The organism is Clostridium sartagoforme AAU1 (assembly GCF_000401215.1).
Lineage (GTDB): Bacteria > Bacillota > Clostridia > Clostridiales > Clostridiaceae > Clostridium > Clostridium sartagoforme.
Genome location: NZ_ASRV01000150.1, coordinates 86,209 through 108,654, shown reverse-complemented (window position 1 = coordinate 108,654; position 22,446 = coordinate 86,209). Strand labels below are relative to the sequence as shown.

General features: G+C 27.5%; 25 protein-coding genes, 4 tRNA genes and 2 pseudogenes. 17 read left to right on the top strand and 14 right to left on the bottom strand.

Annotated features, from left to right (window positions below; genetic code table 11):
* The 4 genes from A500_RS12340 to A500_RS12325 all read left to right on the top strand — a co-directional run bounded on the left by A500_RS12340 (position 1) and on the right by A500_RS12325 (position 336).
* A tRNA-Glu gene (locus A500_RS12340) sits at positions 1 to 75 on the top strand.
* Between the two features lie 4 nt (positions 76 to 79).
* Positions 80 to 155: transfer RNA gene (locus A500_RS12335), tRNA-Val, on the top strand.
* Between the two features lie 5 nt (positions 156 to 160).
* Positions 161 to 237: transfer RNA gene (locus tag A500_RS12330), tRNA-Asp, on the top strand.
* A gap of 24 nt (positions 238 to 261) precedes the next feature.
* Positions 262 to 336: transfer RNA gene (locus A500_RS12325), tRNA-Thr, on the top strand.
* Positions 337 to 432: 96 nt separating this feature from the next.
* Here A500_RS12325 and A500_RS12320 read toward each other — a convergent pair.
* Together A500_RS12320 and A500_RS12315 are read right to left on the bottom strand one after the other, a co-directional pair.
* Positions 433 to 1,406, bottom strand: a pseudogene (locus A500_RS12320) (ATP-binding protein).
* A complete protein-coding gene (locus tag A500_RS12315; protein ID WP_016207920.1) occupies positions 1,399 to 2,403 on the bottom strand; it encodes a DnaD domain protein in 1,005 nt (334 codons plus the stop codon). Before A500_RS12315 ends, A500_RS12320 begins: the two are co-directional and overlap by 8 nt.
* Before the next feature lie 165 nt (positions 2,404 to 2,568).
* Between A500_RS12315 and A500_RS19550 the strand changes: the two genes are divergently transcribed.
* Positions 2,569 to 3,333: a G5 domain-containing protein gene (locus A500_RS19550; protein WP_051993152.1), complete on the top strand. Its 765-nt coding sequence runs from the start codon at positions 2,569 to 2,571 to the stop codon at positions 3,331 to 3,333.
* On the top strand, positions 3,330 to 3,671 hold the full coding sequence (locus tag A500_RS12310; RefSeq protein ID WP_051993151.1) for a M23 family metallopeptidase: 342 nt from the start codon (positions 3,330 to 3,332) through the stop codon (positions 3,669 to 3,671). The genes A500_RS19550 and A500_RS12310 overlap by 4 nt, the downstream gene beginning before the upstream one ends.
* 48 nt (positions 3,672 to 3,719) lie before the next feature.
* Here A500_RS12310 and A500_RS12305 read toward each other — a convergent pair whose 3' ends face one another.
* From A500_RS12305 to A500_RS12290, 4 genes are all read right to left on the bottom strand, one after another.
* Positions 3,720 to 4,913 (bottom strand): S8 family serine peptidase, encoded by a 1,194-nt coding sequence (locus A500_RS12305; protein ID WP_016207919.1) that lies wholly within the window; start codon positions 4,911 to 4,913, stop codon positions 3,720 to 3,722.
* A gap of 125 nt (positions 4,914 to 5,038) precedes the next feature.
* Positions 5,039 to 5,470, bottom strand: coding sequence for a DMT family transporter (locus tag A500_RS12300; protein ID WP_016207918.1), 432 nt, complete (start codon positions 5,468 to 5,470; stop codon positions 5,039 to 5,041).
* A gap of 82 nt (positions 5,471 to 5,552) precedes the next feature.
* On the bottom strand, positions 5,553 to 6,008 hold the full coding sequence (locus A500_RS12295) for a dUTP diphosphatase (RefSeq protein WP_016207917.1): 456 nt from the start codon (positions 6,006 to 6,008) through the stop codon (positions 5,553 to 5,555).
* A gap of 148 nt (positions 6,009 to 6,156) precedes the next feature.
* The gene (locus A500_RS12290; protein ID WP_016207916.1) at positions 6,157 to 6,699 is read right to left on the bottom strand and encodes a hypothetical protein; all 543 of its coding nucleotides are present in this window, start codon (positions 6,697 to 6,699) and stop codon (positions 6,157 to 6,159) included.
* Positions 6,700 to 6,980: 281 nt separating this feature from the next.
* Here A500_RS12290 and A500_RS12285 point away from each other — a divergent pair, with 281 nt between their 5' ends.
* The 10 genes from A500_RS12285 to A500_RS12250 all read left to right on the top strand — a co-directional run bounded on the left by A500_RS12285 (position 6,981) and on the right by A500_RS12250 (position 13,373).
* Positions 6,981 to 8,240 (top strand): UDP-N-acetylglucosamine 1-carboxyvinyltransferase, encoded by a 1,260-nt coding sequence (locus tag A500_RS12285; protein WP_016207915.1) that lies wholly within the window; start codon positions 6,981 to 6,983, stop codon positions 8,238 to 8,240.
* A gap of 22 nt (positions 8,241 to 8,262) precedes the next feature.
* A complete protein-coding gene (locus tag A500_RS12280; RefSeq protein WP_016207914.1) occupies positions 8,263 to 9,054 on the top strand; it encodes an MBL fold metallo-hydrolase in 792 nt (263 codons plus the stop codon).
* Positions 9,055 to 9,077: 23 nt separating this feature from the next.
* The gene (locus tag A500_RS20040; RefSeq protein WP_016207913.1) at positions 9,078 to 9,239 is read left to right on the top strand and encodes a CxxH/CxxC protein; all 162 of its coding nucleotides are present in this window, start codon (positions 9,078 to 9,080) and stop codon (positions 9,237 to 9,239) included.
* Positions 9,240 to 9,278: 39 nt separating this feature from the next.
* Positions 9,279 to 9,782, top strand: coding sequence for an SEC-C metal-binding domain-containing protein (locus tag A500_RS12275; RefSeq protein ID WP_016207912.1), 504 nt, complete (start codon positions 9,279 to 9,281; stop codon positions 9,780 to 9,782).
* 175 nt (positions 9,783 to 9,957) lie between these two features.
* A complete protein-coding gene (locus A500_RS12270; protein WP_016207911.1) occupies positions 9,958 to 10,599 on the top strand; it encodes a lactate utilization protein in 642 nt (213 codons plus the stop codon).
* A gap of 205 nt (positions 10,600 to 10,804) precedes the next feature.
* The gene (locus A500_RS12265; protein ID WP_016207910.1) at positions 10,805 to 11,419 is read left to right on the top strand and encodes an Hsp20/alpha crystallin family protein; all 615 of its coding nucleotides are present in this window, start codon (positions 10,805 to 10,807) and stop codon (positions 11,417 to 11,419) included.
* A gap of 73 nt (positions 11,420 to 11,492) precedes the next feature.
* Complete coding sequence (rlmH, locus tag A500_RS12260) at positions 11,493 to 11,972, top strand: 23S rRNA (pseudouridine(1915)-N(3))-methyltransferase RlmH (RefSeq protein WP_016207909.1); 480 nt, start codon at positions 11,493 to 11,495, stop codon at positions 11,970 to 11,972.
* A gap of 233 nt (positions 11,973 to 12,205) precedes the next feature.
* Positions 12,206 to 12,781, top strand: coding sequence for a hypothetical protein (locus A500_RS12255; RefSeq protein ID WP_016207908.1), 576 nt, complete (start codon positions 12,206 to 12,208; stop codon positions 12,779 to 12,781).
* Between the two features lie 162 nt (positions 12,782 to 12,943).
* Positions 12,944 to 13,084 (top strand): hypothetical protein, encoded by a 141-nt coding sequence (locus tag A500_RS20445; RefSeq protein ID WP_157453661.1) that lies wholly within the window; start codon positions 12,944 to 12,946, stop codon positions 13,082 to 13,084.
* On the top strand, positions 13,065 to 13,373 hold the full coding sequence (locus tag A500_RS12250; protein WP_016207907.1) for an MGMT family protein: 309 nt from the start codon (positions 13,065 to 13,067) through the stop codon (positions 13,371 to 13,373). Before A500_RS20445 ends, A500_RS12250 begins: the two co-directional genes overlap by 20 nt.
* A 220-nt stretch (positions 13,374 to 13,593) precedes the next feature.
* On the opposite strand, the gene A500_RS12245 is transcribed toward A500_RS12250, so the two are convergent.
* The 6 genes from A500_RS12245 to A500_RS12220 all read right to left on the bottom strand — a co-directional run bounded on the left by A500_RS12245 (position 13,594) and on the right by A500_RS12220 (position 19,795).
* A complete protein-coding gene (locus A500_RS12245; protein WP_016207906.1) occupies positions 13,594 to 15,618 on the bottom strand; it encodes an FtsX-like permease family protein in 2,025 nt (674 codons plus the stop codon).
* Positions 15,608 to 16,375 carry an ABC transporter ATP-binding protein gene (locus A500_RS12240; protein WP_016207905.1) on the bottom strand — a complete coding sequence of 256 codons (768 nt, stop codon included), beginning with the start codon at positions 16,373 to 16,375 and terminating at the stop codon, positions 15,608 to 15,610. The genes A500_RS12245 and A500_RS12240 overlap by 11 nt, the downstream gene beginning before the upstream one ends.
* A 62-nt stretch (positions 16,376 to 16,437) precedes the next feature.
* The gene (locus A500_RS12235) at positions 16,438 to 16,854 is read right to left on the bottom strand and encodes a hypothetical protein (protein WP_016207904.1); all 417 of its coding nucleotides are present in this window, start codon (positions 16,852 to 16,854) and stop codon (positions 16,438 to 16,440) included.
* A gap of 192 nt (positions 16,855 to 17,046) precedes the next feature.
* A complete protein-coding gene (locus tag A500_RS12230; RefSeq protein WP_016207903.1) occupies positions 17,047 to 18,060 on the bottom strand; it encodes a sensor histidine kinase in 1,014 nt (337 codons plus the stop codon).
* Complete coding sequence (locus A500_RS12225; protein ID WP_016207902.1) at positions 18,057 to 18,725, bottom strand: response regulator transcription factor; 669 nt, start codon at positions 18,723 to 18,725, stop codon at positions 18,057 to 18,059. Before A500_RS12225 ends, A500_RS12230 begins: the two co-directional genes overlap by 4 nt.
* Before the next feature lie 125 nt (positions 18,726 to 18,850).
* The gene (locus tag A500_RS12220) at positions 18,851 to 19,795 is read right to left on the bottom strand and encodes a helix-turn-helix transcriptional regulator (RefSeq protein WP_016207901.1); all 945 of its coding nucleotides are present in this window, start codon (positions 19,793 to 19,795) and stop codon (positions 18,851 to 18,853) included.
* 127 nt (positions 19,796 to 19,922) lie between these two features.
* Here A500_RS12220 and A500_RS12215 point away from each other — a divergent pair.
* Positions 19,923 to 20,452 (top strand): annotated as a pseudogene (locus A500_RS12215) (dihydrofolate reductase family protein).
* Positions 20,453 to 20,585: 133 nt separating this feature from the next.
* Here A500_RS12215 and A500_RS12210 read toward each other — a convergent pair.
* Both A500_RS12210 and A500_RS12205 read right to left on the bottom strand, forming a co-directional pair.
* Positions 20,586 to 21,266, bottom strand: a complete 681-nt coding sequence (locus A500_RS12210; protein WP_016207899.1) for an ABC transporter ATP-binding protein — start codon at positions 21,264 to 21,266, stop codon at positions 20,586 to 20,588.
* A complete protein-coding gene (locus A500_RS12205) occupies positions 21,259 to 22,416 on the bottom strand; it encodes an ABC transporter permease (protein WP_016207898.1) in 1,158 nt (385 codons plus the stop codon). The genes A500_RS12210 and A500_RS12205 overlap by 8 nt, the downstream gene beginning before the upstream one ends.
* Positions 22,417 to 22,446 lie beyond the last annotated feature (30 nt).

Here is a 22,446-nt window from a genome sequence, read left to right as displayed (position 1 = left end):
GGCTCCTTGGTCAAGCGGTCAAGACACCACCCTTTCACGGTGGTAACAGGGGTTCGATTCCCCTAGGAGTCACCAGTATGGAAGCATAGCTCAGCTGGGAGAGCATCTGCCTTACAAGCAGAGGGTCACAGGTTCGATCCCTGTTGTTTCCACCATATTTGGCTCAGTAGCTCAGTTGGTTAGAGTGCCGGCCTGTCACGCCGGAGGTCGAGGGTTCGAGCCCCTTCTGAGTCGCCACTTTAAGTGGAAAATTTGTTATACGCTGGCATGGCTCAACGGTAGAGCAGCTGACTTGTAATCAGCAGGTTGTAGGTTCGATTCCTATTGCCAGCTCCAAAAGATTTTAGATTACTCTAAAGTCTTTTTTTATTTTAGAAAATTACATTTTAATAAACCAAAAGTGCAGTATTAAATATATACTGCACTTTTGGTTTATTTTCTTTTTAAATTTAATTGTATTCTTATATCTTCAGAATAAAATTTATATAATTTAAAATTACCAAGTAAACGAGAAGAAATTCTTTCAGAATAATTTTTGCTTATATCAGGTAAAGATAAATTTGTAGAGACTAGCATTTTCTTCTTCTTTAATAATTTTTTATTTAAAAAGTTAAAGAATTCTGTAGCTGAGAATTCAGTTAGTTGCTCTGCACCTAAATCATCAATAACTAATAAATCACAATTTATTAGAAGATCTTCTAGGTTATAATTATTTTCGAAGCGTATTTCCCTTAAATCCTTAATTAGCTCATCTATAGTTCTGTATACTACTAAATAACCATTATCAAGAAGCTCTTTTGCAACACAGCAACTTAAGAATGTTTTTCCAGTACCAGAATCACCATAAAAAAGCACATTATCAGAATTATTATTAAAATTAGGTATAAAGTTTCCTTTTAAATATTCAATAATATTTTCTATATTTTTCTAGGGGTATATTTATCATCACTTATCCTATAATTTGCAAATAAGGATAAGTCAAAGTTATTAAAATTATTAACTCTTAAGGTATCTTGTAAGTCAGAATCTTTATAATATAAACTAACTAATTTACTCTTATAGCAAGAACATTTTGAATTACCAATATAGCCTTGATCCTTACATTTATGGCATCTGTAATTAAGTGTGAGGTATTCTTGGTCATACCCGCTAGCTACAAGAGCTTCATATTTTTTAAATCTTAATTCTGTTATTTCTTCTTTTAATTTTTTTAATTCTAATTCATTTAATCCTTTTAGAATAGACATAGCTAAATTAAGAGATTTTTTTTGAATTAAATTATCCATTTCTAAAATTTCAGGATGTTTTTCTTCAATTTCACTACGTCTTTTTTTTAGTTTTTTCTCTTCTTCAACTCGTATATTTTCATATATTGATGTTAATTCCTTTTCATATCCTTTAATCATCATTATCCCATCCTAATAACTTCTTTTCTAAATCATCATAATCATAGTCACGACCTTTAAAATTATTAAATCTTAATTTAGGTTTTTCATAAGAATTAGCTTTTTGATTATTAAAATTCTTTTTAGAAGATGAATTTTTGAAAGAGGCTTCTTTTTCCTCTATTTGTTTTAAGGTTCTTAAGTTATCCTTATTCCAGCTTGCTAATATTCCATCTATATATTTAAAATCTGCTCTATTTAACCTTTGAAAGCATATATCACAAGCTTTTTTTATGATATCTAAAGAAAAATTATAAGTTGTAGTCCATTTTTCTAACATATCTTCTTGCGGTTTCATTATTTCTGTATTTCTAATACCTAAAAATTTAAGAATTTCTCTATAAGTGCCCCACTTATCTTCCGTTTTTCTTATATAATTTTGAGCATCATAAATAGTTTTTATATTCATTTCATTCCAAGCTAATGCTACCTTTTCTATATATCTGTGATTTGTTTTTCCTTTGGAAGCACAAAACTCAATTAGTAATAGTATCAATTCTGAAGAAAAGTCAAAATCTTTTTTCCATCCTATATAAGTAGCAAACTCACTAGGGGATAGAGGACGGCCTAATAATTTTTCAATATCCTTTAGCATACCATTATTAGTTTCATCCGATAATTCTTCTAATAAATTGAATTGATTTTTACCAACACATTTATCCTCAGAAAGATCTATAAATTCTATTTCAAAGTTTCCCATTCTATCTATTGGAATTAATTTAATAATACCTTCCTCATTCCAATAGTTAAGTGCATTTATTATATCAGACTCTAAAAGATTTAATGTAGTAGCTAATATTGAGGCGTTAACGCCTATTTCACCAGTAAAATTATATTTAAGCATTAAAAGATATACTTTAATAAATTCTCCTCTAGCTTTTGGTATATACTTTTCAATAAATATGTTGCTTACAGGAGTAAAGTCTAAAGGCTTTGATTTAAGCATAAAAGTGCTCATAATTACATCTACCTTTCTAAAAGTAATATTACAATAAGTTAATTATAACAAAGTGAAGTAATAGGCTCAACATAACTAAGGAATATAAAAAAAGAATATTATTTCTAAATTTGGCAAAACTAAAAGATGTGTTGCTTAACATTATTAAAAATGAAAGGAGTTTTTATGGATAAAAAAGGAGACTCGATAAGGTTAGTTGAAAAATTTACAGTATCGATATTTATAATTATACTTGTAGTAAATATTAATTTAATTAAAGCAAATGCAAAGATAAATGAACCATTTAGTAATATGAACTTAAATAACAAAACATATACTATATCTAATAGAATATCTAATAATAATATAATTGATAATCTATTAGTTGCATTAACAGGAAAAGTAAATGGATATGAGTTAGTTTTAGAGGATAGGGTAGTAGGATATACTTCACTAGAAAATAATATGAATAATATAAAAGATTTAGTATTACAAAAATATATAAATGAAATTAATATTAGACAAGATGCAGTATTATCTTTTGAAATAGAAGGAGATATTAAGCTAAAGGAAGATAGATTTGATGTATCTTTATTACAAACTAATAAAGAGTTATCTGATTATATATATGAATTATCAAAGGAAGATAAAAATAACATTAAACTAAGTTTAAAGTGTATTGATGAAGAAATAGTTAAGGTGCAGCCTAGCACAACGATAATCCCTACTGAAGATATGTATTTGGGAGAAAGTAAAGTCGAATATGGAGAAGTAGGATTGAAAAACCAAGTAAGGGAAGTTACATATAAAAACAAGGAAATTACAGAAAGCAATATAATAAGAGAGGAAATTATAAAAAAAGAAGTAGGTAAAAAAATATATAGGGGAACTAAGAACCCTTATGATTATGGTATGGCTTTTTTAAAAAGTCCAACTAGGGGGGATATATGACCTCTGGGTATGGAGAAAGATGGAATTCATTTCATAAGGGGATAGACATCGCAGGAAATATAGGAGACGATGTTCTTGTTGCTATGGATGGAGAAGTAATTTACTCTCAATATAATGATGGAGGCTATGGTAATTTAATAATTGTTAAGCATGAAGATAATATGAATACATATTATGGACACTTAGATGATTTTTATGTAAAGGTTGGAGAGAAAGTTAAAAAGGGCGATATAATTGGAGCTATAGGAAATACTGGCTTTAGTACTGGTCCTCATTTACATTTTGAACTTAGAGTAGATGATGAACCTGTAGATCCAACAAATTATATAGTACAATAATATTAAATATACAAATATAAAATGAAAGGTACTACTTTAAGTAACCTTTCATTTTACTATAGACTTAATATTTACTTTACCATCGCCTTGATAATTCTTTGGAATCTCTACTGGTTCGCAGGCAATTTTTAAAAGAGACCTTATATCTTTTGGTGTTAAGCTTTGATCACTTTCATAGATTAAAGCACATATACCGGAAACATAAGCAGCAGCTAATGATGTACCAGTAAATGTCTTGTATGAGCTATCAAGCTTTGAAGGGTATAATTTAATACCATCTCTTTCAGAGATATAATTGGTATTAGAGTTTAAAGATACTATATCAACACAAGCAGCGCATAAGTTAGGTTTGGAGTCTTTCTTTAAGCCTCCTATTGATGAATAAGTATAAGGTTTAATTTTGGAAGTGGAATCATATCCTGAAACAGTTATACAATCGTTACATAGTGCGATTCCTGTAATAGATCCATCAAAGTTTCTATTGCTACCACTTGGAACTATACAAGTTATATTTTTACTATTTTCTAAAGATACCATTGAGCTAAAACATTTTTGAACAAATACATTATAATTTAAAAGCTCAAAGGGTAAACATAAAACTTTAATATTATTTTTTTCACTTGTTTCAGCTATAAGTTCCATTGCATAAAGTATGTCAGATATAAATCCTTTGCCACTTTTATCAAAGGCTTTATAGCAGTGAATATTACAATTTGGAGCAATACCACGATACATTCCATTGGATTTTTCACCATTTCCAGCAATAATTCCAGCGGTACAAGTTCCATGGCCATTATCATCATAAGGATATTTAAGATTATCTATTAAATCTACAAATGTAGATATTCTATTTATTGGAGTAACTAAATCAGGATGAGGATATACTCCAGTATCTATTATAGCGACACCAATGCCATTACCCTTACTTTTTGTTTTGTTAGATAGTCTAACCTTATTTGCAGTACTAACACTCATACCACATAAAAATAAGTACTCATCAAAGCAAATATATTCTACTTCAGGATATTCCAATAATCTGTGAATAGCCTTAGAATTTAATTTTGCACAAATTAAATTACAATGTTTTATATTATTTATAAGCATACCATTATATGAGGATATTTTTTTTATTAAACTTTCCTGAAATCTTTTATATTTAATAATTACCCTATAATTATTATAGGGTTTTGATAACATACAGTTTTTTAAGTTTAAGTCTAATTTTTTATTAGAAGAAAACATAATATACTCCTAAAATTGATTACAATATATAGTATATTAAAAGTATGATTTTTGTTAATAGTTATAAATTAATATATAAAAAAGGTAATATGTAAGTTTTCTTAAAGAGTAAAAAAAGAGAAGTATTAACTTCTCCATTTAAAAATAATAATTCCTAATATCATAATAGCTATACCTATAAATTCCTTTAAGTGAAATGATATTTTTTCTGTTCCAAACAAGCCAAAAGCATCAATCATGCCAGCAGAAGCTAATTGGGCAACTAAAATTATACCTATACCACATGTTGCTCCCATAGCACCAATACTTTTCATAACAGTAAATATAATTATAACACCTAAAAATCCACCTAATAAATAAAGCTTATTTACATCTTTTATAGCTTTAAAATTACCTTTCCCAAATAAGGTTACAATAATTAGAGTAACTATTAAAGCAGTTCCTTGAACTATAACATTTGTTTCCCAGGTTCCTACCTTTTCTTCTAACTTAGTATTAAATACACCTTGTAATGTCATGGATATGCCTGAAATTATTGCATAAATAATTGCCAACATTTAAATCACCTCTAAGATAGTATTCCATTTAAAGATGATAAATATGAAAAAACCTTCTATGTTTTTTATAGAAGGTTTTTTGTTATATACTAATAAATGACTCTGTGATTTTAGATTCTGAATAACCTAAAGTGATTCCTAAGCTAATAAAATCTTCAATAAGAGTTATATAATGATCTTCAGATGGTGATATTATTAAATCATTTAAGTCTATAAATAAGTTTAAAAATTGATCGCTTAAACAGTAATCATTTGGCTTTATAATAATTTCTTGTATACTGTCATAATGTCTATAAATTCCAAGATTAATTATATGAGAAAAACAATCTAAGTATTTTTCAAATAATATAGACTTATTTACTGGAATATCTTCTGATAACCAATATTTATAACATTGGGTCTCGTCAGCTAGATAACTAAGCTTTGTATGTAATTCTAAGTGTTTTCTAGCCCAGATTTTATATTCGCTTAAAGTGTTATCAATAATAATATTTTTATTTTTTTCCTTTTGTGCTTCAAAAAAAGCTATTATTTCCATAAATATCCCCTATTTTTAAGGATTTACTATTATATATTTTACAAAAATATTTTACAAATGAAAAGCGGGGTAAACGAATACAAAAAAATAAATTTTTTTTATGTTAAGAAAAATAAAAAAAGTGTTTAAATTTAAACACTTTTTCAACTTATAAATATAAATTCTTTTTTAATGGATAACTTTTTATTAAAGTTTCCCTTTTATTGGTAGATACCTTCCAAATTTCAATTCTATCAACTTTAAGAGTTTCACAATTAGATTTAAAGTTAACTTCGCCATCAAATTTTTTCATATCCTTAGGTATATAGTTAAGATTAGCTAAGGATATATGCATTGATAATTCACTATTATAATTTTGTATATTAAACCCATGTAATTTTAATGTATCACTCATTAATCTATTAAGCCTTTTGATATATCCTACATCTTCTATTTTCATATTTAAAGTCTTATTGGTTTCAGAAACTGAAACTTCTGTAGATAATTGAACTTTAAAGTTTTTATAGGGCTTAACTATCTTATCTATCACAACATCTAATTTATCTATATTAGGATTTTCAATTATTTCTAAGGGAATATAAGGTGTTGGCGAATTCCTATTTGCTCTAAAACGTTTAGATAGATTTTTTTGGATTGGATTTAAACTTTTATAAGACTCATCATCAAATAATGCCACTAAATAGTATTTCATAGCTTTAGCCTCTCTTATTAAATTAATTTGTATAGATACAAACTTTGTTATAAATTATAACATATTACAAAAAAATTAAAAAGGAAATATAAATAAAAGTTCAATATTATAAAGGTTAGTAAAAAAGCTTTTATTTGGAAGAAAAAACTCTATTTCCTTAAATTATTTTTATGTTATAATGAGTATTGTAAGTTTTTAAGAATGTCACAGAAAAATGGTTAATAGTTGAAATAATAGGAAAGATTAATATATATACATAAAATATGATAAGGGTGAAATGGATGGAAAAATTAGTTATAAGCGGGGGAAAATCTCTAAAAGGTTCAGTAGATATAAATGGTGCCAAAAATTCAGCTGTAGCTATATTACCAGCAGCAATAATGGCAAGTGAAGGAAAATGTACAATAGATAACGTACCAGATATAGAAGATGTACATTGTCTTGAAAGAATATTAAGAAGTCTTGGATGTACAGTAAATAAACTAGATAACAATACTTTAGAAATAGATGCTACAGATGTAAGAAGTGTGGAAGCGTGTACTGATGACGTAAGAAGAATGAGAGCTTCATATTATTTTATTGGAGCTTTATTATCAAGATTCAAAAAAGCAAGAGTGGAACTTCCAGGGGGATGCCCTATAGGAGTTAGACCAATAGATCAACATATAAAAGGATTTGAAGCATTAGGAGCTAGTGTAACTATAGAACATGGAGCAGTTATTGTTGAAGCTGAACATTTACATGGAGCAAATATATTTTTTGACGTTGTAACAGTTGGAGCAACTATAAATGTTATGATAGCAGCAACACTAGCAGAAGGAACAACAGTACTTGAAAATGTTGCAAAGGAACCTCATGTAGTAGATGTTGCAAATTTTTTGAACTCTATGGGAGCAGATATAAAAGGTGCTGGAACAGATATAATTAGAGTAAAAGGTGTAGAAAAATTATCAGGATGTAATTATAGTGTTATACCAGATCAAATTGAAGCAGGAACATTTATGATAGCAGCAGCAGCTACTAAAGGTGATGTAACTATAACTAATGTTATACCAAAGCACTTAGAATCAATTGCAGCAAAACTTATTGAAATGGGAGCTACAGTTGAAGAGGGTGATGATAGTGTTAGAGTATATGTTGAGAGAGACTTAAAAGGAGTTAATGTAAAGACAGCTCCATACCCAGGATTTCCAACAGATGTACAACAACCTATGTCAGCTTTATTAAGTATAGTACCAGGTAAGAGTTTAATTGCTGAAAGTATTTGGGAAAGTAGACATAAGCACATAGATGAACTGAAAAAAATGGGAGCAACTATAAAGGTAGAAGGAAGAACTGCTATAATTGAAGGTAGTGAAAAGTTAGCAGGAGCTAGTGTTATAGCTACAGATTTAAGAGCTGGGGCAGCAATGGTTATAGCTGGATTAGTTGCAGAAGGTGTAACAGAAATATTAGAAATTGAACATATTGATAGAGGATATCCGCATATTGAAGATAAGTTTACTGCATTAGGTGCAGATATTGTGAGAGTAATAGAATAGTATCTGCATGGGGGATAGTAAAATGAAATTTTGCTCATTATATAGTGGGAGCAGTGGAAACAGTATGTTTATTGCTTCAGAGCATGCTAAAATATTAATAGATGCGGGTTTGCCAGGAAAAAAAATAGATGACGCTTTAAAAATCATAGGAGAAAATCCAGGAGATATAGATGGAATATTTGTTACTCATGAACATTCAGACCATATAAGAGGAATTGGGGTATTATCGCGTAAATATGATATTCCAATATACACTAACTCAGACACCTGGTCAGCTATGGAGGCAGGAATAGGAAAAATAAAAGAACATAATATAAGAATAATGGATAGAAGGTCCACATTATCTATAAAGGATTTAGATATAACATCATTTAATATACCTCATGATGCAGTTGCACCAGTAGGATATACAATGCATTATAAAAGAAAAAAGATAAGTGTGACTACAGATTTTGGAATATATACAGAAGAGATAAGAGATAATATAAAGGACTCGGATATAATATTATTGGAAAGCAACCATGACGTAAATATGCTAAAGTTTGGACCGTATCCCTACAATTTAAAACGAAGAATTTTAAGTGAAGTTGGACACTTATCTAATGAAGATTGTGGCAAAGCTATAGTTGATTTAATTAGATATAAACCAAACAAAAAGATAATATTAGGACATTTAAGTGGTACTAATAATCATCCAGACCTTGCATTAGAAACTGTTATTGGAGTATTGAGGGAAAATGATATAGTATCAAAATTAGATATAGAATTAACTATGGCTGATAGACACAGTCCAAGTAACATAATAGAAATTTAGTTATTAGGAAGAAGATGATTTATATGGATAGTAGAAAAATATACGCATGTAAGGATCATGTTGAAGATGCAATGGATGATTTTATTAATTATGAAGAAACATTTCCTATTATAGAAGAAGTAAAAGGTGTTAAATGTAATTATTGTGAAAATGATTCATGTTACATAATTAAATCAAAAGAGTAAAACTTATTAAATTAATTATAAAACCATTTAAAAAGGAGAATGAACTATGAGTTATATAAGCAATGGACAGATATGGTAGTTGAATATGTTAAGACAAAAGGAGAACAAGCTTTTTGGAATGAGTATATGGAAATTGAAAAAGCTATATACAAAGAAATATTAGCTAAGCATAAAGATAATTTCAAATTTACAATTAGTGATTTAGCAGCTAAACATAATACAACAGAAGAATTCGTTATGGGATTTGTTGATGGAATAAATGATAGCTTAAAAGAAACACTTGATTTAGAAGTTTTATCAGCTAATGATGAAATTTCATTACAAGTAGATTTAGAAAAACTTTATATTAATATGTTAGATGCAAAAGCTGAATACTTATATACACTACCACAATGGGAAGGAATATTCTCGCCAGAAAAGAGAAAAGAATTACAAAAAACATATAGAGAATCTGTTATTGTAAGAAATGAAAATAAAGTAGGAAGAAATGATCCTTGTCCATGCGGAAGTGGAAAGAAATATAAAAAGTGTTGTGGAAAATAATTTTATTAAAAGGCCTATGAATTTGGGTCTTTTTTTGTTATAGAATTAGATAATATATAAAGTACAAGTAATAATAAATATTTATATAAATATATTTTAAAAGTATATTAGTTTAAATTTAAAATTCATTTTATTATAATAAATATGAAAATAAAAATTATTGGGGGAAGATTATATGGATAGTAGTTTAAATTGGGTTAATGAACAAAGGATAAAAAGGACAATAGAGTCATTAAATAATAATAATATGAATGGATATTTAGTAAATTCAAAGGAAGAATTATTCTTTAAAATTGAACAATTAGTTTCTGAAGGTTCAGTAGTATCTTGTGGTGGATCAATGTCCTTATTTGAATATGGAGTTATAGATTATCTAAGAAATGGAAGATATAAGTTCTTAGACAGATATAAGGAAGGTTTAACATCAGAACAAATTACTAAAATATTTAAAGAGAGCTTTTTAGCGGATGCATATTTTGCAAGTAGTAATGCAGTAACTGAAGATGGAAAGTTATATAATGTTGATGGGAATGGAAATAGAGTAGCAGCAATGTTATATGGACCTGATAAGGTAATCCTTTTAGTAGGAGTAAATAAAATAGTAAAAGACATAGACGAAGCTATAAAAAGAAACAGAGAAATATGTGCTCCAGCTAATGCAAAGAGACTAAACAAGAAAACTCCATGTACAAAGGTTGGATATTGTATGGATTGTAAAAGTAATGAAAAGGTATGTAGAGAATTTACCGTTATAGCAAGCCAAAATAGGAAAGATAGGATCCACGTAATATTTATGAATGAAAATATAGGGTACTAGAAAAATTAACAATGGATAATTATTGATGTAATTTTTTTAAGATTACTAAAAATAAATTAAATTTAAAAGCTATATGAGATTTTTCTATTAGCTTTCATTTTAAGTTTTTAATTTTTATTGTGTTATATCTCCTTTTATTGTGTCAAAAAGCCTTATATAAAATAAAATTATATTATATAAGAATTTTTTAAGTAGGAGATATAATATGTTTCAGATATTCCCTTTTTTAATGAACAATATGACTGGTGGAATGTTTAATGGAAATAGTAATAATACTAACAATATAAATAATTTTAATAGTAATTATGGATATACTAGTTTTACTAGCAGTAATAATATATTTGGAGCTTTTGGAGGTACGTTTAATACTGTATTTAGTGAAGTTTTTACTTCATTAGTTACAAATGAAAATTTAATGAATAATATAGTAGATTCAGTCTTAAATAGTGAGGCTTTAAATTCAGCATTTAGTAGCATAGAAGATGAATTAGACTTAAAATTTATTGATTACGGAGATCGATATTTAATAGAAGGAAAGTTAGTTGGCCTAAATAAAAAAGATATAGATATAGATTATGAAGAAGATCACATAAGAATTAAAGTTAAAAAAAATCAAATTTTTAGTAATGAAAATTCCATGGTTGCAATCTTCCAAGAAGGATCAAATTTAGAAAAAAGCTATTATGTTCCTAATGTTGAACCAAGTAAGATACAAGCTGTTTATAATGCAGATGTACTTAGAATTTATTTAAAGAAAAAAACTCCAGTAGAAAAAGGAACAACAATAATAGATGTTGAAAACTTTACTAATGCAGATTAAATGATTTATATCTATAATAGTATAAATCATTTACTAATTAGAATAAGGTAAAACTTAAGAGGAGAAAATGGTTATGAATATAACAATAATTTCAGTAGGTAAATTAAAAGAAAAGTATCTAAAGCAAGCAATAGATGAATACTCAAAAAGATTAACTAGATATTGTAAATTAGATATAATAGAACTTCAAGATGAAAAAACACCAGATAATGCTTCGGAAAAAGAAGAATTACAAATAAAAGAAAAAGAAGGAGAGCTTATACTATCTAAAATAAAAGATAATATGTTTGTAATTGCAATGGACTTGAAAGGAGAAAATCTGACTTCAGAGCAATTTGCAAACTACATAGAAAACTGTGGAGTAATGGGGAATTCAAACATAGCCTTTATAGTAGGAGGAAGCTTAGGATTATCGCAAAATGTTATAAAAAGAGCAAATTATAAGCTTTGCTTCTCAAAAATGACATTTCCACATCAATTATTTAGAGTTATGCTTTTAGAACAAATATATAGAGCATTTAGAATAATGAAGGGAGAACCGTATCATAAGTGACACCTCAAATCTTCGATTTGATCGGTGGAACTTACTCAGTGAACGCATGTGAGTGGAGTTTCCTTATAAATGATTTTTATAGTCTTAGCTAATTAATATCAACGGCTAAGGCTATTTTTATATGTAAAAATAGCCTATCATAAGAAAGCCTATATTTACAAATTATGTTATAATTAATAAGTAATAAATTTAGAATTAAAGTTAAAAGGGGAATTTATAAAGGGGGTTAATAGGTGAATAATGATAGAGACTGGACAGTTTTATTTATTGGTGGAGCTTCGGGAACCGGTAAATCAAGCCTAGCGTATGAAATTGCAAAGTTTTACGGTGTTAATGTTCTAGAAGTAGATGATATTCATCTATCTGTAGAAAAGGTTACAACTAAGGATAGTTTTCCAGCAATACATTATTGGGATGATGGTTTGAATTGGGAGGATGTTGGAGTTGATGACAATGTGAACTGGTTGATTGATGTAAGCAAAGAGATGATTCCAGTATTGAAAGAGCTTGTAAACAGGCATATTAAAGACAACTTACCTATTATTATTGAGGGCGATTTTATCTACCCAGAGTTCACAAATTCATTTAGGGAACCAGAAGTAAAGTCAATTTTTGTAAACGAAACAGACATTAATCAAATATTACAGAATTATTTATCAAGAGAAGGTGGTAATATGCAACACTACAGAGCCGAAATAAGTATTACATATGGAAAGTGGATAGCAGATATTTGTAATCAAAATGATATTAGGATGATTGAGTCAAGACCCTGGGATACTGTTTTAACAAGAGCACTAAATAGACTTTAGTGATGCAAGTTTTTCTCATGATCTAAGGATAGGTTAGTTAGGGAAGAGATGAGTATAATTAATGAACCCTATTTTAATATTAGAGCAGAAGCTGTAGAGTCATTTTCTTTCTCTAAATATTCAGTTATAAGTAGAGAGCCAGAATAGAATGCTATAAAACATATGCAAGATTGGGCTAATAGTAATGGAATTAATAGACCACAAATAATAGGATGGGATTTTCCATACGTATCACAGGAGCAAATTAAAAGAAAAGAGTATCTTTATTATTACAGGAGAATATATGAAAAAGATTATGAATGAACAATTGATTTATCAAATACTTTCTGTTGTTGAAGAAATCCCAAAAGGGAAAGTAGCTACGTACGGACAAATTGCAAGTCTTATTGGTAGAGACAAAAATGCACGACTTGTAGGGAGGGTCCTTAGCCAGGCAGAATTTTATGGCAAATATCCATGTCATCGTGTGGTAAATCATGCTGGAAGGTTAGCACCAGGATGGCAGGAACAACGATATCTACTGTTAGAAGAGGGTGTATCTTTTAAAGATGAGAATCATGTTGATATGAAGAAAAATAAGTGGGATTGCTAGGAGCGAGGAATGCAGAATAAAGATAATTTTATAGAACAGTATAATATTAATATAAATAAGAATTTAAATTTTCAAAAGTAATAAAAGGAGCTGTCGCAACAGTGCGACAGCTCCTTTTATTATCCAATAAGATAAAAATTGAATTACATAAATCTAAAGTTACTTAACTTAGTAGTAATTAATAAAATAAAATTATCAACTATGAGATAAAGGTAAAATACTATTTACTATTTCTAACTATATTTTTAAAGCTAATATAAGTTGTATAGAAATATCCACCGTATATTATAGTAAGAGCTAAAGCTATTATTATAGAAGAGTTACTGAATAAATTTTTATTATAAGTAGCAAAGACTTCATTTACTACTTTCATACCAATTATTGAATGTATAATGGCTAGTGATAAAGGTGCCATGAAGTAAATTAAGGTTTGCTTTAATATTGATTTATTTATCATTTTTTCAGTAACACCTATTTTCTTAAGAGAATTATATCTACTAATACTATCACTTGCTTCTGATAATTGCTGTAATGCTAACACTGCAGCACTGGATATTAAAAATACTACGCCTAAATATATACCCAAGAATACAACCATTGCAGATGAACCATACACTAGGGAATATAATTGTTCCAATGTGTTTCCAAGAACTAAAGCAGTTGAACCATCAGGATTTCTATTTTCTAAAATATTAACATAGAATTTTGAAAACTTTTCTTCAGATTTTGCATAGTTACTTTTATCATATATTACATTAACATTTGATTGTTCTAGTGTTAATTTTCCTTCAAAGTTATCAGGTATTATGAAATATATAAATTTTAATTCACGGGCCACACTAGATATATTATCTTTAACTGTACTCCCATTTTTAATGATATAAGTATTATTATCGATTACTACAGAGTTTTCATTTTTAATAAATTTATGGAAGGCTTTGTTAAATTCATCATAGTTTGACACAATTAATATCTCATTATCTTTTAAATCTATAGAATCTTTATCTAAAAGTTTATTTATAGAATTATATTCAGATACTTTTACTGCTGGTATAGTATGATCTGAATAAGAAAACTTCATTTCATCTATCTCTTTTTTAGTTAAATAATCATTTAGTAGTTCGCTTAGATAAATATCAAGTTTGTATTGATTGAAAAAAACATATTTTTCAGAAGAATCAAAGTTAAAATTTATACTATTTAAAAGCTCTTCCATATCATTAATTTCTTGGACATCAGTATCAACATAAAGCTTTGCAGAACTATCAAAGTAAGTATTACCTTTTAAGGATTTATCAAAGGTATTTTTATAGCTAAACATGCTAAATAAAAGTGTTATAGTTAAAAAAAGCATAAGACATATAGTAGTCATGGATATAAAGTTAGTTGTTATTTTATTATTAATTTGTCTTAAAACAAATATATTTAATTTTTTAAAATATATATTTTTATTCTTTTGTATAATTTGAATTAAAAAGCTTGAGAGACTAAAAAACCATAGTATAGTTCCAATAATCCCTAAAACAATTGAAAGCATAAAACGATAATCATCAACAGATAACCCAATTTTCATTATTAGAGTATATGCAGATATAAGTGATGCTAGGGATAAAATAAACATAATTATTGAAATAATAGGATTATTGATCTTTACTTCCTCATTCTTCTTTGCTGCATTAAGCATGTCTATAAGTTTATACTTAGAAATAGTAACTTGATTAAATATCATTACTAAAATGAATATTACTCCAAAATATAATGAAGACTTAGCTATTGAACTTATTGATATAATAAATTTATAGTTATTCATATTAACTGATAATAATTTAGCTGTAATAACTGATAGCCCTTGAGAAACTATAATTCCTAATAAAATTCCAACAACTAAGGATAATAAGCCAATAAAAAAGGTTTCTAGAATTAGGATTCTAGAGATTTTCCTCTTAGACATACCTAATGTCATGTATATACCTAATTCTTTTTTACGCTTTTTTATAAGAAAATTATTAGCATAAACTATAAGACCGCCTAGAATAAAAGATACAAATATAGAGGCTCCAGCTATTAGTTTATTTAACATTATCATGTATTCTTCAGTACTAGTATTTATATCAAGTAGTGACTTTTGAGATTCAATAGAATTAAAGCTATAAAAAATACATACTGCAAATGTTAGAGTAAGAAAATATATAGAATAATCCTTAAAGCTCCTTTTTACATTATTTATTGCTATTTTAGAAAACATCGCTAGCATCTCCTCCAAGTAAAGTTACAATTTCAATTATTTTATTGAAAAATTCTTTTCTAGAGTCATTTCCACGAATTAGTTCATTAAATATCTTGCCATCCTTAATAAATAAAATTCTATGAGCATAGCTAGCTGTAAAAGCATCATGAGTAACCATTAGTATAGTAGCTTGAAGCTCTTTATTTAACTTTTCAAAAGAATCCAAAAGAAGTCTTGAGGATTTAGAGTCTAATGCTCCAGTAGGCTCATCAGCTAGTATAAGTGAAGGTTCAGTAACTAGAGCTCTAGCAGAAGCTACTCTTTGCTTTTGACCTCCTGACATTTGGAATGGATATTTAGTTAAAACATCTAATATCTCTAGTTTTTCTGCTACCTTTTTAATAAGACTATCTATTTCAGTAACCTTCCTATCTTGTATTGTTAGAGCCAAAGCTATATTTTCATAGGCAGTAAGAGTATCTAAAAGATTAAAATCCTGAAATATAAAGCCTAACTCATCACGTCTGAATTTTTCTATGGACTTAGGTCTAAGCTTAGTAATATCCTTATTATTTATAATAATATTACCTGTTGTAACATTATCTATAGTTGAAATACAATTCAATAGAGTAGTTTTACCACTACCTGAGGGCCCCATTATTCCAACAAATTCTCCCTTATCCACAGTAAAACTTATATTATCTATAGCCTTTGTTATATTACCTTTATTACCATAATATTTTTCAATTTTTTCTACCTTTAATATATTTTCCATTGCTTTCCTCCAAAGTCTTTCCCCCTAAAGAGATTTAATATTTACAGTTATTCCATATTACTTTAATTTTTTACTTTAAATTCAATTTTTTGTTCTATAATATCATTATTGCCATTAAAGATTGCTACTCCATATTCACCTTCTTCAAGACCTCCAGGAATTGATAGCTCGGCAGTAAAATATCCAGAGTTATTTATTTCTATATTTTCCTCTACCTTAAATCTATTTTTTGTTAATATCTCACCCTTGTACCAAACAACAGTTGCTTCTTTTATAGCAAACTTTTTTCCCTTTGCAGAAAGGTAAATCTTATCTTTGGAAGTAAAAGTATTAGTTGCCTCATTAGCTTTTCCTTTGTCATCAACAGATTTAGTTAGTGTAATTTCTATAATTTTAGGACCGAAGAAATAATTATAAGCAGAGTTCAATCCGGTCCATATTAAAATTACTAGTAAAATAGGTATTAAAAATTTTTTCATAAAAAATTCCTCCAAGCTTTGATTAATAATTTCTTTATGTATATTATTTTACTAACACTTCTGCTAGATGCATATTAGTTTATATTTCATTAAGGTTACATTTTTGCAAGATAAAAAATCTAAGTGGATAAAAAATAATGGACTCATAGCTATTTTAAATATAATTACTATGAATCCATTATAAATATAAATTTAATTTATCAAGTTAACCTTGCCAATTGGAAAGACAATAATAACTTTTGTTCCCTCACCAAGTTTAGAAGTTAAACTAAGGCCTAAGCCTAGTTGATCACAAAGCTTTTTGCATAAATAAAGTCCTATTCCAGTAGACTTACCAAGTTTTCTTCCATTATCCCCAGTAAAGCCTTTTTCAAAAACCCTATTGATATCCTTGTTTATTATACCTATTCCATTATCTTCTATAGTAAGAATTATATTATTTTCATTTAAAGTAGTATAAACTTTTATCCTTCCTTTATTTTCTGTGCTATATTTAATAGAATTTCCTATAATTTGATTTAATATGAATTCAAGCCACTTGGAATCACAGTATATATTACCTTCTACTGAGTCCATATCAACAGAAATTCTTCTGTTTATAAAGTTTCTTGAATTTTTCTTGATAGTATTTCTTACTACAGAGGCCAAAGAAATCTCTTTTATTATATAATCTTTGCTTACATTATTACTTTTTGAGTAATATAGTACTTGCTCAATATAATCTTCAATTTTTCTTATTTCATAATCAATACTCGTAGTAACCTTATTTTCATTATTTTCTATGATAAGTCGCGTTGAGGAGATAGGAGTCTTTATTTCATGAACCCAAGTCTCTATATACTCACGGTATTCACTTTGCATATCCTTATATTTTTTTACATGCTCATGCATAGCTTTGTTTGTTTCTTTTAATATATTGTAGGCAGTTTTTCCTTCAATAAAATCAGGTTCCTTTATAATTTCAGAGATAAGATATTTTTCATCTAAGTTTTCCATAGTATTATTTAAGTCCTTGTAAAACTTATTTGTTTTTATAAACTCAGTAATAATAAAAGAAAAAAGGGGGAAGAACCATATTGAGAAAACTAGAATTATTATATTGCTATTAACATTAATAAGTAGCATTATTAAACAGATGATAATGAATAATATAAAATTAATTAAAAGAAATAAGAATCTGTCTTTTAAATAATCTTTTAAACTCATGGCAGTATATATCCAAGTCCACGTCTAGTTTCTATATTGTCTTTCATTCCAATCGCCTCTAATTTCTTTCTTAATCTTGTAACATTAACAGACAAATTATTATCATCTACAAAAATATCTGAATTCCACATAAAATTCATTAGCTCATCTCTAGATACTATCTTCCCCTTATTTTTAATCATACATGAAAGTATTTTAAGCTCGTTTTTAGTTAACTCTACTGTATTTTCATTGTAAGTAATTGAGCTATTAGACAAATTAAGTTTTAAATCATAATAATACATTGTATCTTGAAGAGATGACCCTTGAGATCTTCTTAAGAGTGAAGAAATCCTCGCTAAAAGAATTTGAGTATTATAAGGTTTTGTAATAAAATCATCAGCACCTAAATTCATACTCATAATTTCATCCATTTCACTGTTTCTGCTTGTAACTACTATAATAGGCATATTTGAACTTTTTCTTATTTCTCTACATATGTGATAGCCATCAAATACAGGAAGATTTATATCTAGAAGTAATAAATCAGGATTTTCTTTTAGGATGTAATGAATAATGTTTTCAAAATTTGATGGAGCAAGAACTTCATAATCATATCTAGTTAAAAAGATATTTAATTCCTTTCTTATTGTTTCAGTATCTTCAATAATAATTATCTTTGACATAAATTCACTTCCCTTATAAGAATATTAAGATTAATGATATTATAATTTATTATAAGTATTACTGCAAAAATAAATCTAGATATTAAAGAAAATTGTTTTAAAGCTTAGAATACAATGATATATATTTAATACAAACCAATTACTTCTAATGCTTTTTTCTTAATTTCAGAGATAGCTTCAATAGGTTCAATAATTTTAATATCTTTACCATATCCAAAAGCAAATTCTATACCTTGCCATATTGCATCAAACTTTATTTTAATATAAAGTTCATCTTCTTCAATAAAGGTATCAATAATAGTTATGAATTGCCTTTCTTTTATATTATTTAATATATTTCGGTTAATTTTAAATGTAAAAGTATGTTTAGGAATTAACTTTTTATAATTGGTAGTAGAAGTTCTCCAGTAGTTTTTAAGATTAAAATCATGAGGTCTAATAAAAGAATCCATTAATAAAGCTGATTCAATAGATTTAACTTTATATGTTTTAATAATTTCATTGTTTATAGCTACTAAATACCAAATACTTCGTTTGCAAACCAAGCCAAGTGGGTTTAACTCTACTTCTTTTGTCTCATTTACTTTTCTATATAATATTTTTAAGGACTTTGAATTCCATATAGCATTTTGTAATATAGAAAGAATATTTATGTTAACTATATTATTAGATTCATTCCAAGTATACATATCTATATAAATATAGTTTTGAATATTTTCTAATTCTTGTATTTCATTAGTTGTAGATGTTCCTAAGATTTTAAGAACTGCAGAATATTTAAGGTTTTCTATACCTAAATCTTCTAAAATCTTATCACTAGTAGGAATGAATAGTGATAAAAGTTCTTTTTTACTTATTCCATTAAGTGATGTCTTATAGTCTCCTAAAAGTTTTATTCCACCATTTATGCCCTTATCAGTAAAAATAGGAACTCCAATTCGACTAAGTGTATCAATATCTCTGTAAATAGTTCTTATAGAAACTTCAAGCCTTTTTGATAGTTCGGAAGCAGTTAACTTTTTATTTATTTGCAATAACATTATTATAGAAATTAATATATCAGCTCTCATTTTTTCCTCCTATCACATGACATAAGATGTCAACTATTATGAATTATAATTAATTATATATTAAATAATAATGATAATAAAACATTTAAAAATTAAAATAATTTGTATAATTAAGGAGGCATTTAATATGAAAAGAAAAATAATTTTGAATTTGGCAATAAGTCTTGATGGGTATATAGCATCAGATGATGGAGGATATGATTGGATAGTTGGTGCTGGAGACAGCATATTAAATACTAAAGATAAATTTGATTTTGATAAGTTTTTGGAAGGTGTAGATATAGTGGTTATGGGAAAAAATTGTTATGATCAAAATATGCATAATGATTATAAAAATAAAAAAGTATATATAGCAACATCTAAAAATATTCATGATAAAGATAATATACACTTTATTAATGGCGATATAGTTAAAGTAATACAAGAAGAAAAAGAAAAGAAAGGAAAGGACATATTTCTATTTGGTGGAGGTGTACTTATAGATAGTTTTATTAAAGCTGATGTTATTGATGAATATATTATTGGGATAATTCCAATAATATTAGTTCCGGAAGACCTTTATTTTTAGGAAATAATCCTACGATAAAATTGCATCTAAATGAATATATAGTAGATAACGGTATTACTATATTAAAATATACAAAAAGAGATAATTAAAACAGACTAATATTTTTATATTAATTTTAAATAGTATATAAAGATTAAAAAATATGGAGGAGACTTGAATATCCTCCTCCATAATACTAGAATATCACTATTTGTAAGCCTGTTTAAATTAAAGTATTGCTTACTATATATCCATTACTATTTTGCCATCTTTTATTTCTATAATCCTATCAGCCTTTTCAGCTATTTTTCTATCATGAGTTATTACTACAAATGTTGTATTAAACATTTTATTTATATCTCTCATTAAATTATATATATTTTCAGTAGATTCAGAATCAAGATTACCAGTAGGCTCATCTGCTAATATTATCTTTGGATTATTCATTAAGGCCCTTGCTATTGCAGTTCTTTGCTGCTGACCTCCAGACATTTTAGTTGCAATATTATTTTTAACCTTATCAAGACCAACAAGACATAATAGTTCTTCAGCCTTTTTAATTATTTCCTTTGAAGGTTTAGAATGTTTAATATTATATGGCAATAAAACATTCTCTAGTGCGGTAAATTCAGGAAGAAGATGATGAAACTGAAAGATAAAACCTAAAGTTTCATTTCTAAGTTCTGCAAGTTCATTTTTATTCATAATGGAAGTTTTTTCTCCATTGATAAAGACATCTCCGGTAGTTGGTTTATCTAGAGTTGCCATTATATTTAAAAGAGTACTTTTGCCACTTCCAGAAGAACCTATTATAGAGTTAAAGCTACCTTCTTCAATTGATAGATTAATATTATTTAATACTTTAGTTTTTATTACATCACCATAAGTTTTATTTATATTATTTAAATTAATTATATTAGCCATTACGTATCACCTCTATTGGATTAAGTTTTGAAGATCGTTTTGCCGGTATTAATGAAGCTACAGTAGCAGATATAAGTGCAATTATTGCAGAAAGTGCTATGAAGCCATAATCAATATAAAGATCTACAACTGGGGTTCCATCAGGATTTAGTGCAAATTTGGTAAATACTACTCCTAATAGAAGCCCAAGTAACACGCCAAGGATTGCTCCCATAACTCCAAGCAAGAGTCCTTGGAATAAAAATATTAAACTTGCGGATCTATCTTTTATACCCATTGCTTTAAGAATACCAATCTGCTTTGACTTCTGAATAACTGTAATAGCTAGAATGCTAGCTATTGCTAGTGAAACTGATATTAGAACAAAAACTTGTATCATTATGCTTGAAATGCTTTGACCATTAAGTCCGCTAAGTAACTCTGCATTTTGAGCTTTCCAGTTATCAACTTTAAAATTATTATCAAGAGTAGGGATTAATTTTGATGCAATCTCATCTGCTTTAAAAACTTCATTAACTTGCATTTCAATACCTGTTATCCTATTATCAAGTGAAAATATCCTCTGTGAGGTTTCTAGGGTTGTAATCATCCAAGATTTATTTATAGAAGCCACATTAAGATTATAAAAACCAGTTATAGTCAATTCATTAATTTCCCCTGAATTAGTTATAATTTGGAGTTTGTCCCCGATTTTAGCTCCTAATTCTTGTTGAAGCTCTTTACCAATAATAGTTTCAAGCTCACTTTTTGGCTCTCTTCCTTCATATATTCTTTTTTTTATATTATAAATTTTATCGGAATCTTCTATATTCATTCCTCTTACTAAAACAGAATAGTTTTTTTCATCTTCATTAACAAGTGCTGGAACATCAGATGCTACAGAAATGTTTATAATTCTGTTATCTGAAGTTTTAATTTTATTAATAATTTCGCTATAGTCTTTTATAAACCTATCATCTGTATTTGACGAAATGGTAATTTGAGATGAATTACCTATGGTTTTATTTATAAGGCTTTTTTGAAGCCCTTGTATTAAAGAGCCAATAAATATCTGAACTGATACACCAACTGCAATTCCCAGTGCAATAAGTGCAGTTTGACCTTTACTTGACTTTAAAAAACGTACAGCTATTTTAAATGGTAGTGTCATACTATATCCTCCTATGTCAGTATAATTATT

Coding starts and splice junctions, on each gene's coding strand:
- A500_RS12315 (WP_016207920.1), bottom strand. CDS start 2,403: ATGAGCACTTTTATGCTTAAATCAAAGCCTTTAGACTTTACTCCTGTA.
- A500_RS19550 (WP_051993152.1), top strand. CDS start 2,569: ATGGATAAAAAAGGAGACTCGATAAGGTTAGTTGAAAAATTTACAGTA.
- A500_RS12310 (WP_051993151.1), top strand. CDS start 3,330: ATGACCTCTGGGTATGGAGAAAGATGGAATTCATTTCATAAGGGGATA.
- A500_RS12305 (WP_016207919.1), bottom strand. CDS start 4,913: ATGTTTTCTTCTAATAAAAAATTAGACTTAAACTTAAAAAACTGTATG.
- A500_RS12300 (WP_016207918.1), bottom strand. CDS start 5,470: ATGTTGGCAATTATTTATGCAATAATTTCAGGCATATCCATGACATTA.
- A500_RS12295 (WP_016207917.1), bottom strand. CDS start 6,008: ATGGAAATAATAGCTTTTTTTGAAGCACAAAAGGAAAAAAATAAAAAT.
- A500_RS12290 (WP_016207916.1), bottom strand. CDS start 6,699: ATGAAATACTATTTAGTGGCATTATTTGATGATGAGTCTTATAAAAGT.
- A500_RS12285 (WP_016207915.1), top strand. CDS start 6,981: ATGGAAAAATTAGTTATAAGCGGGGGAAAATCTCTAAAAGGTTCAGTA.
- A500_RS12280 (WP_016207914.1), top strand. CDS start 8,263: ATGAAATTTTGCTCATTATATAGTGGGAGCAGTGGAAACAGTATGTTT.
- A500_RS20040 (WP_016207913.1), top strand. CDS start 9,078: ATGGATAGTAGAAAAATATACGCATGTAAGGATCATGTTGAAGATGCA.
- A500_RS12275 (WP_016207912.1), top strand. CDS start 9,279: ATGAACTATGAGTTATATAAGCAATGGACAGATATGGTAGTTGAATAT.
- A500_RS12270 (WP_016207911.1), top strand. CDS start 9,958: ATGGATAGTAGTTTAAATTGGGTTAATGAACAAAGGATAAAAAGGACA.
- A500_RS12265 (WP_016207910.1), top strand. CDS start 10,805: ATGTTTCAGATATTCCCTTTTTTAATGAACAATATGACTGGTGGAATG.
- rlmH (WP_016207909.1), top strand. CDS start 11,493: ATGAATATAACAATAATTTCAGTAGGTAAATTAAAAGAAAAGTATCTA.
- A500_RS20445 (WP_157453661.1), top strand. CDS start 12,944: ATGCAAGATTGGGCTAATAGTAATGGAATTAATAGACCACAAATAATA.
- A500_RS12250 (WP_016207907.1), top strand. CDS start 13,065: ATGAAAAAGATTATGAATGAACAATTGATTTATCAAATACTTTCTGTT.
- A500_RS12245 (WP_016207906.1), bottom strand. CDS start 15,618: ATGTTTTCTAAAATAGCAATAAATAATGTAAAAAGGAGCTTTAAGGAT.
- A500_RS12240 (WP_016207905.1), bottom strand. CDS start 16,375: ATGGAAAATATATTAAAGGTAGAAAAAATTGAAAAATATTATGGTAAT.
- A500_RS12235 (WP_016207904.1), bottom strand. CDS start 16,854: ATGAAAAAATTTTTAATACCTATTTTACTAGTAATTTTAATATGGACC.
- A500_RS12230 (WP_016207903.1), bottom strand. CDS start 18,060: ATGAGTTTAAAAGATTATTTAAAAGACAGATTCTTATTTCTTTTAATT.
- A500_RS12225 (WP_016207902.1), bottom strand. CDS start 18,725: ATGTCAAAGATAATTATTATTGAAGATACTGAAACAATAAGAAAGGAA.
- A500_RS12220 (WP_016207901.1), bottom strand. CDS start 19,795: ATGAGAGCTGATATATTAATTTCTATAATAATGTTATTGCAAATAAAT.
- A500_RS12210 (WP_016207899.1), bottom strand. CDS start 21,266: ATGGCTAATATAATTAATTTAAATAATATAAATAAAACTTATGGTGAT.
- A500_RS12205 (WP_016207898.1), bottom strand. CDS start 22,416: ATGACACTACCATTTAAAATAGCTGTACGTTTTTTAAAGTCAAGTAAA.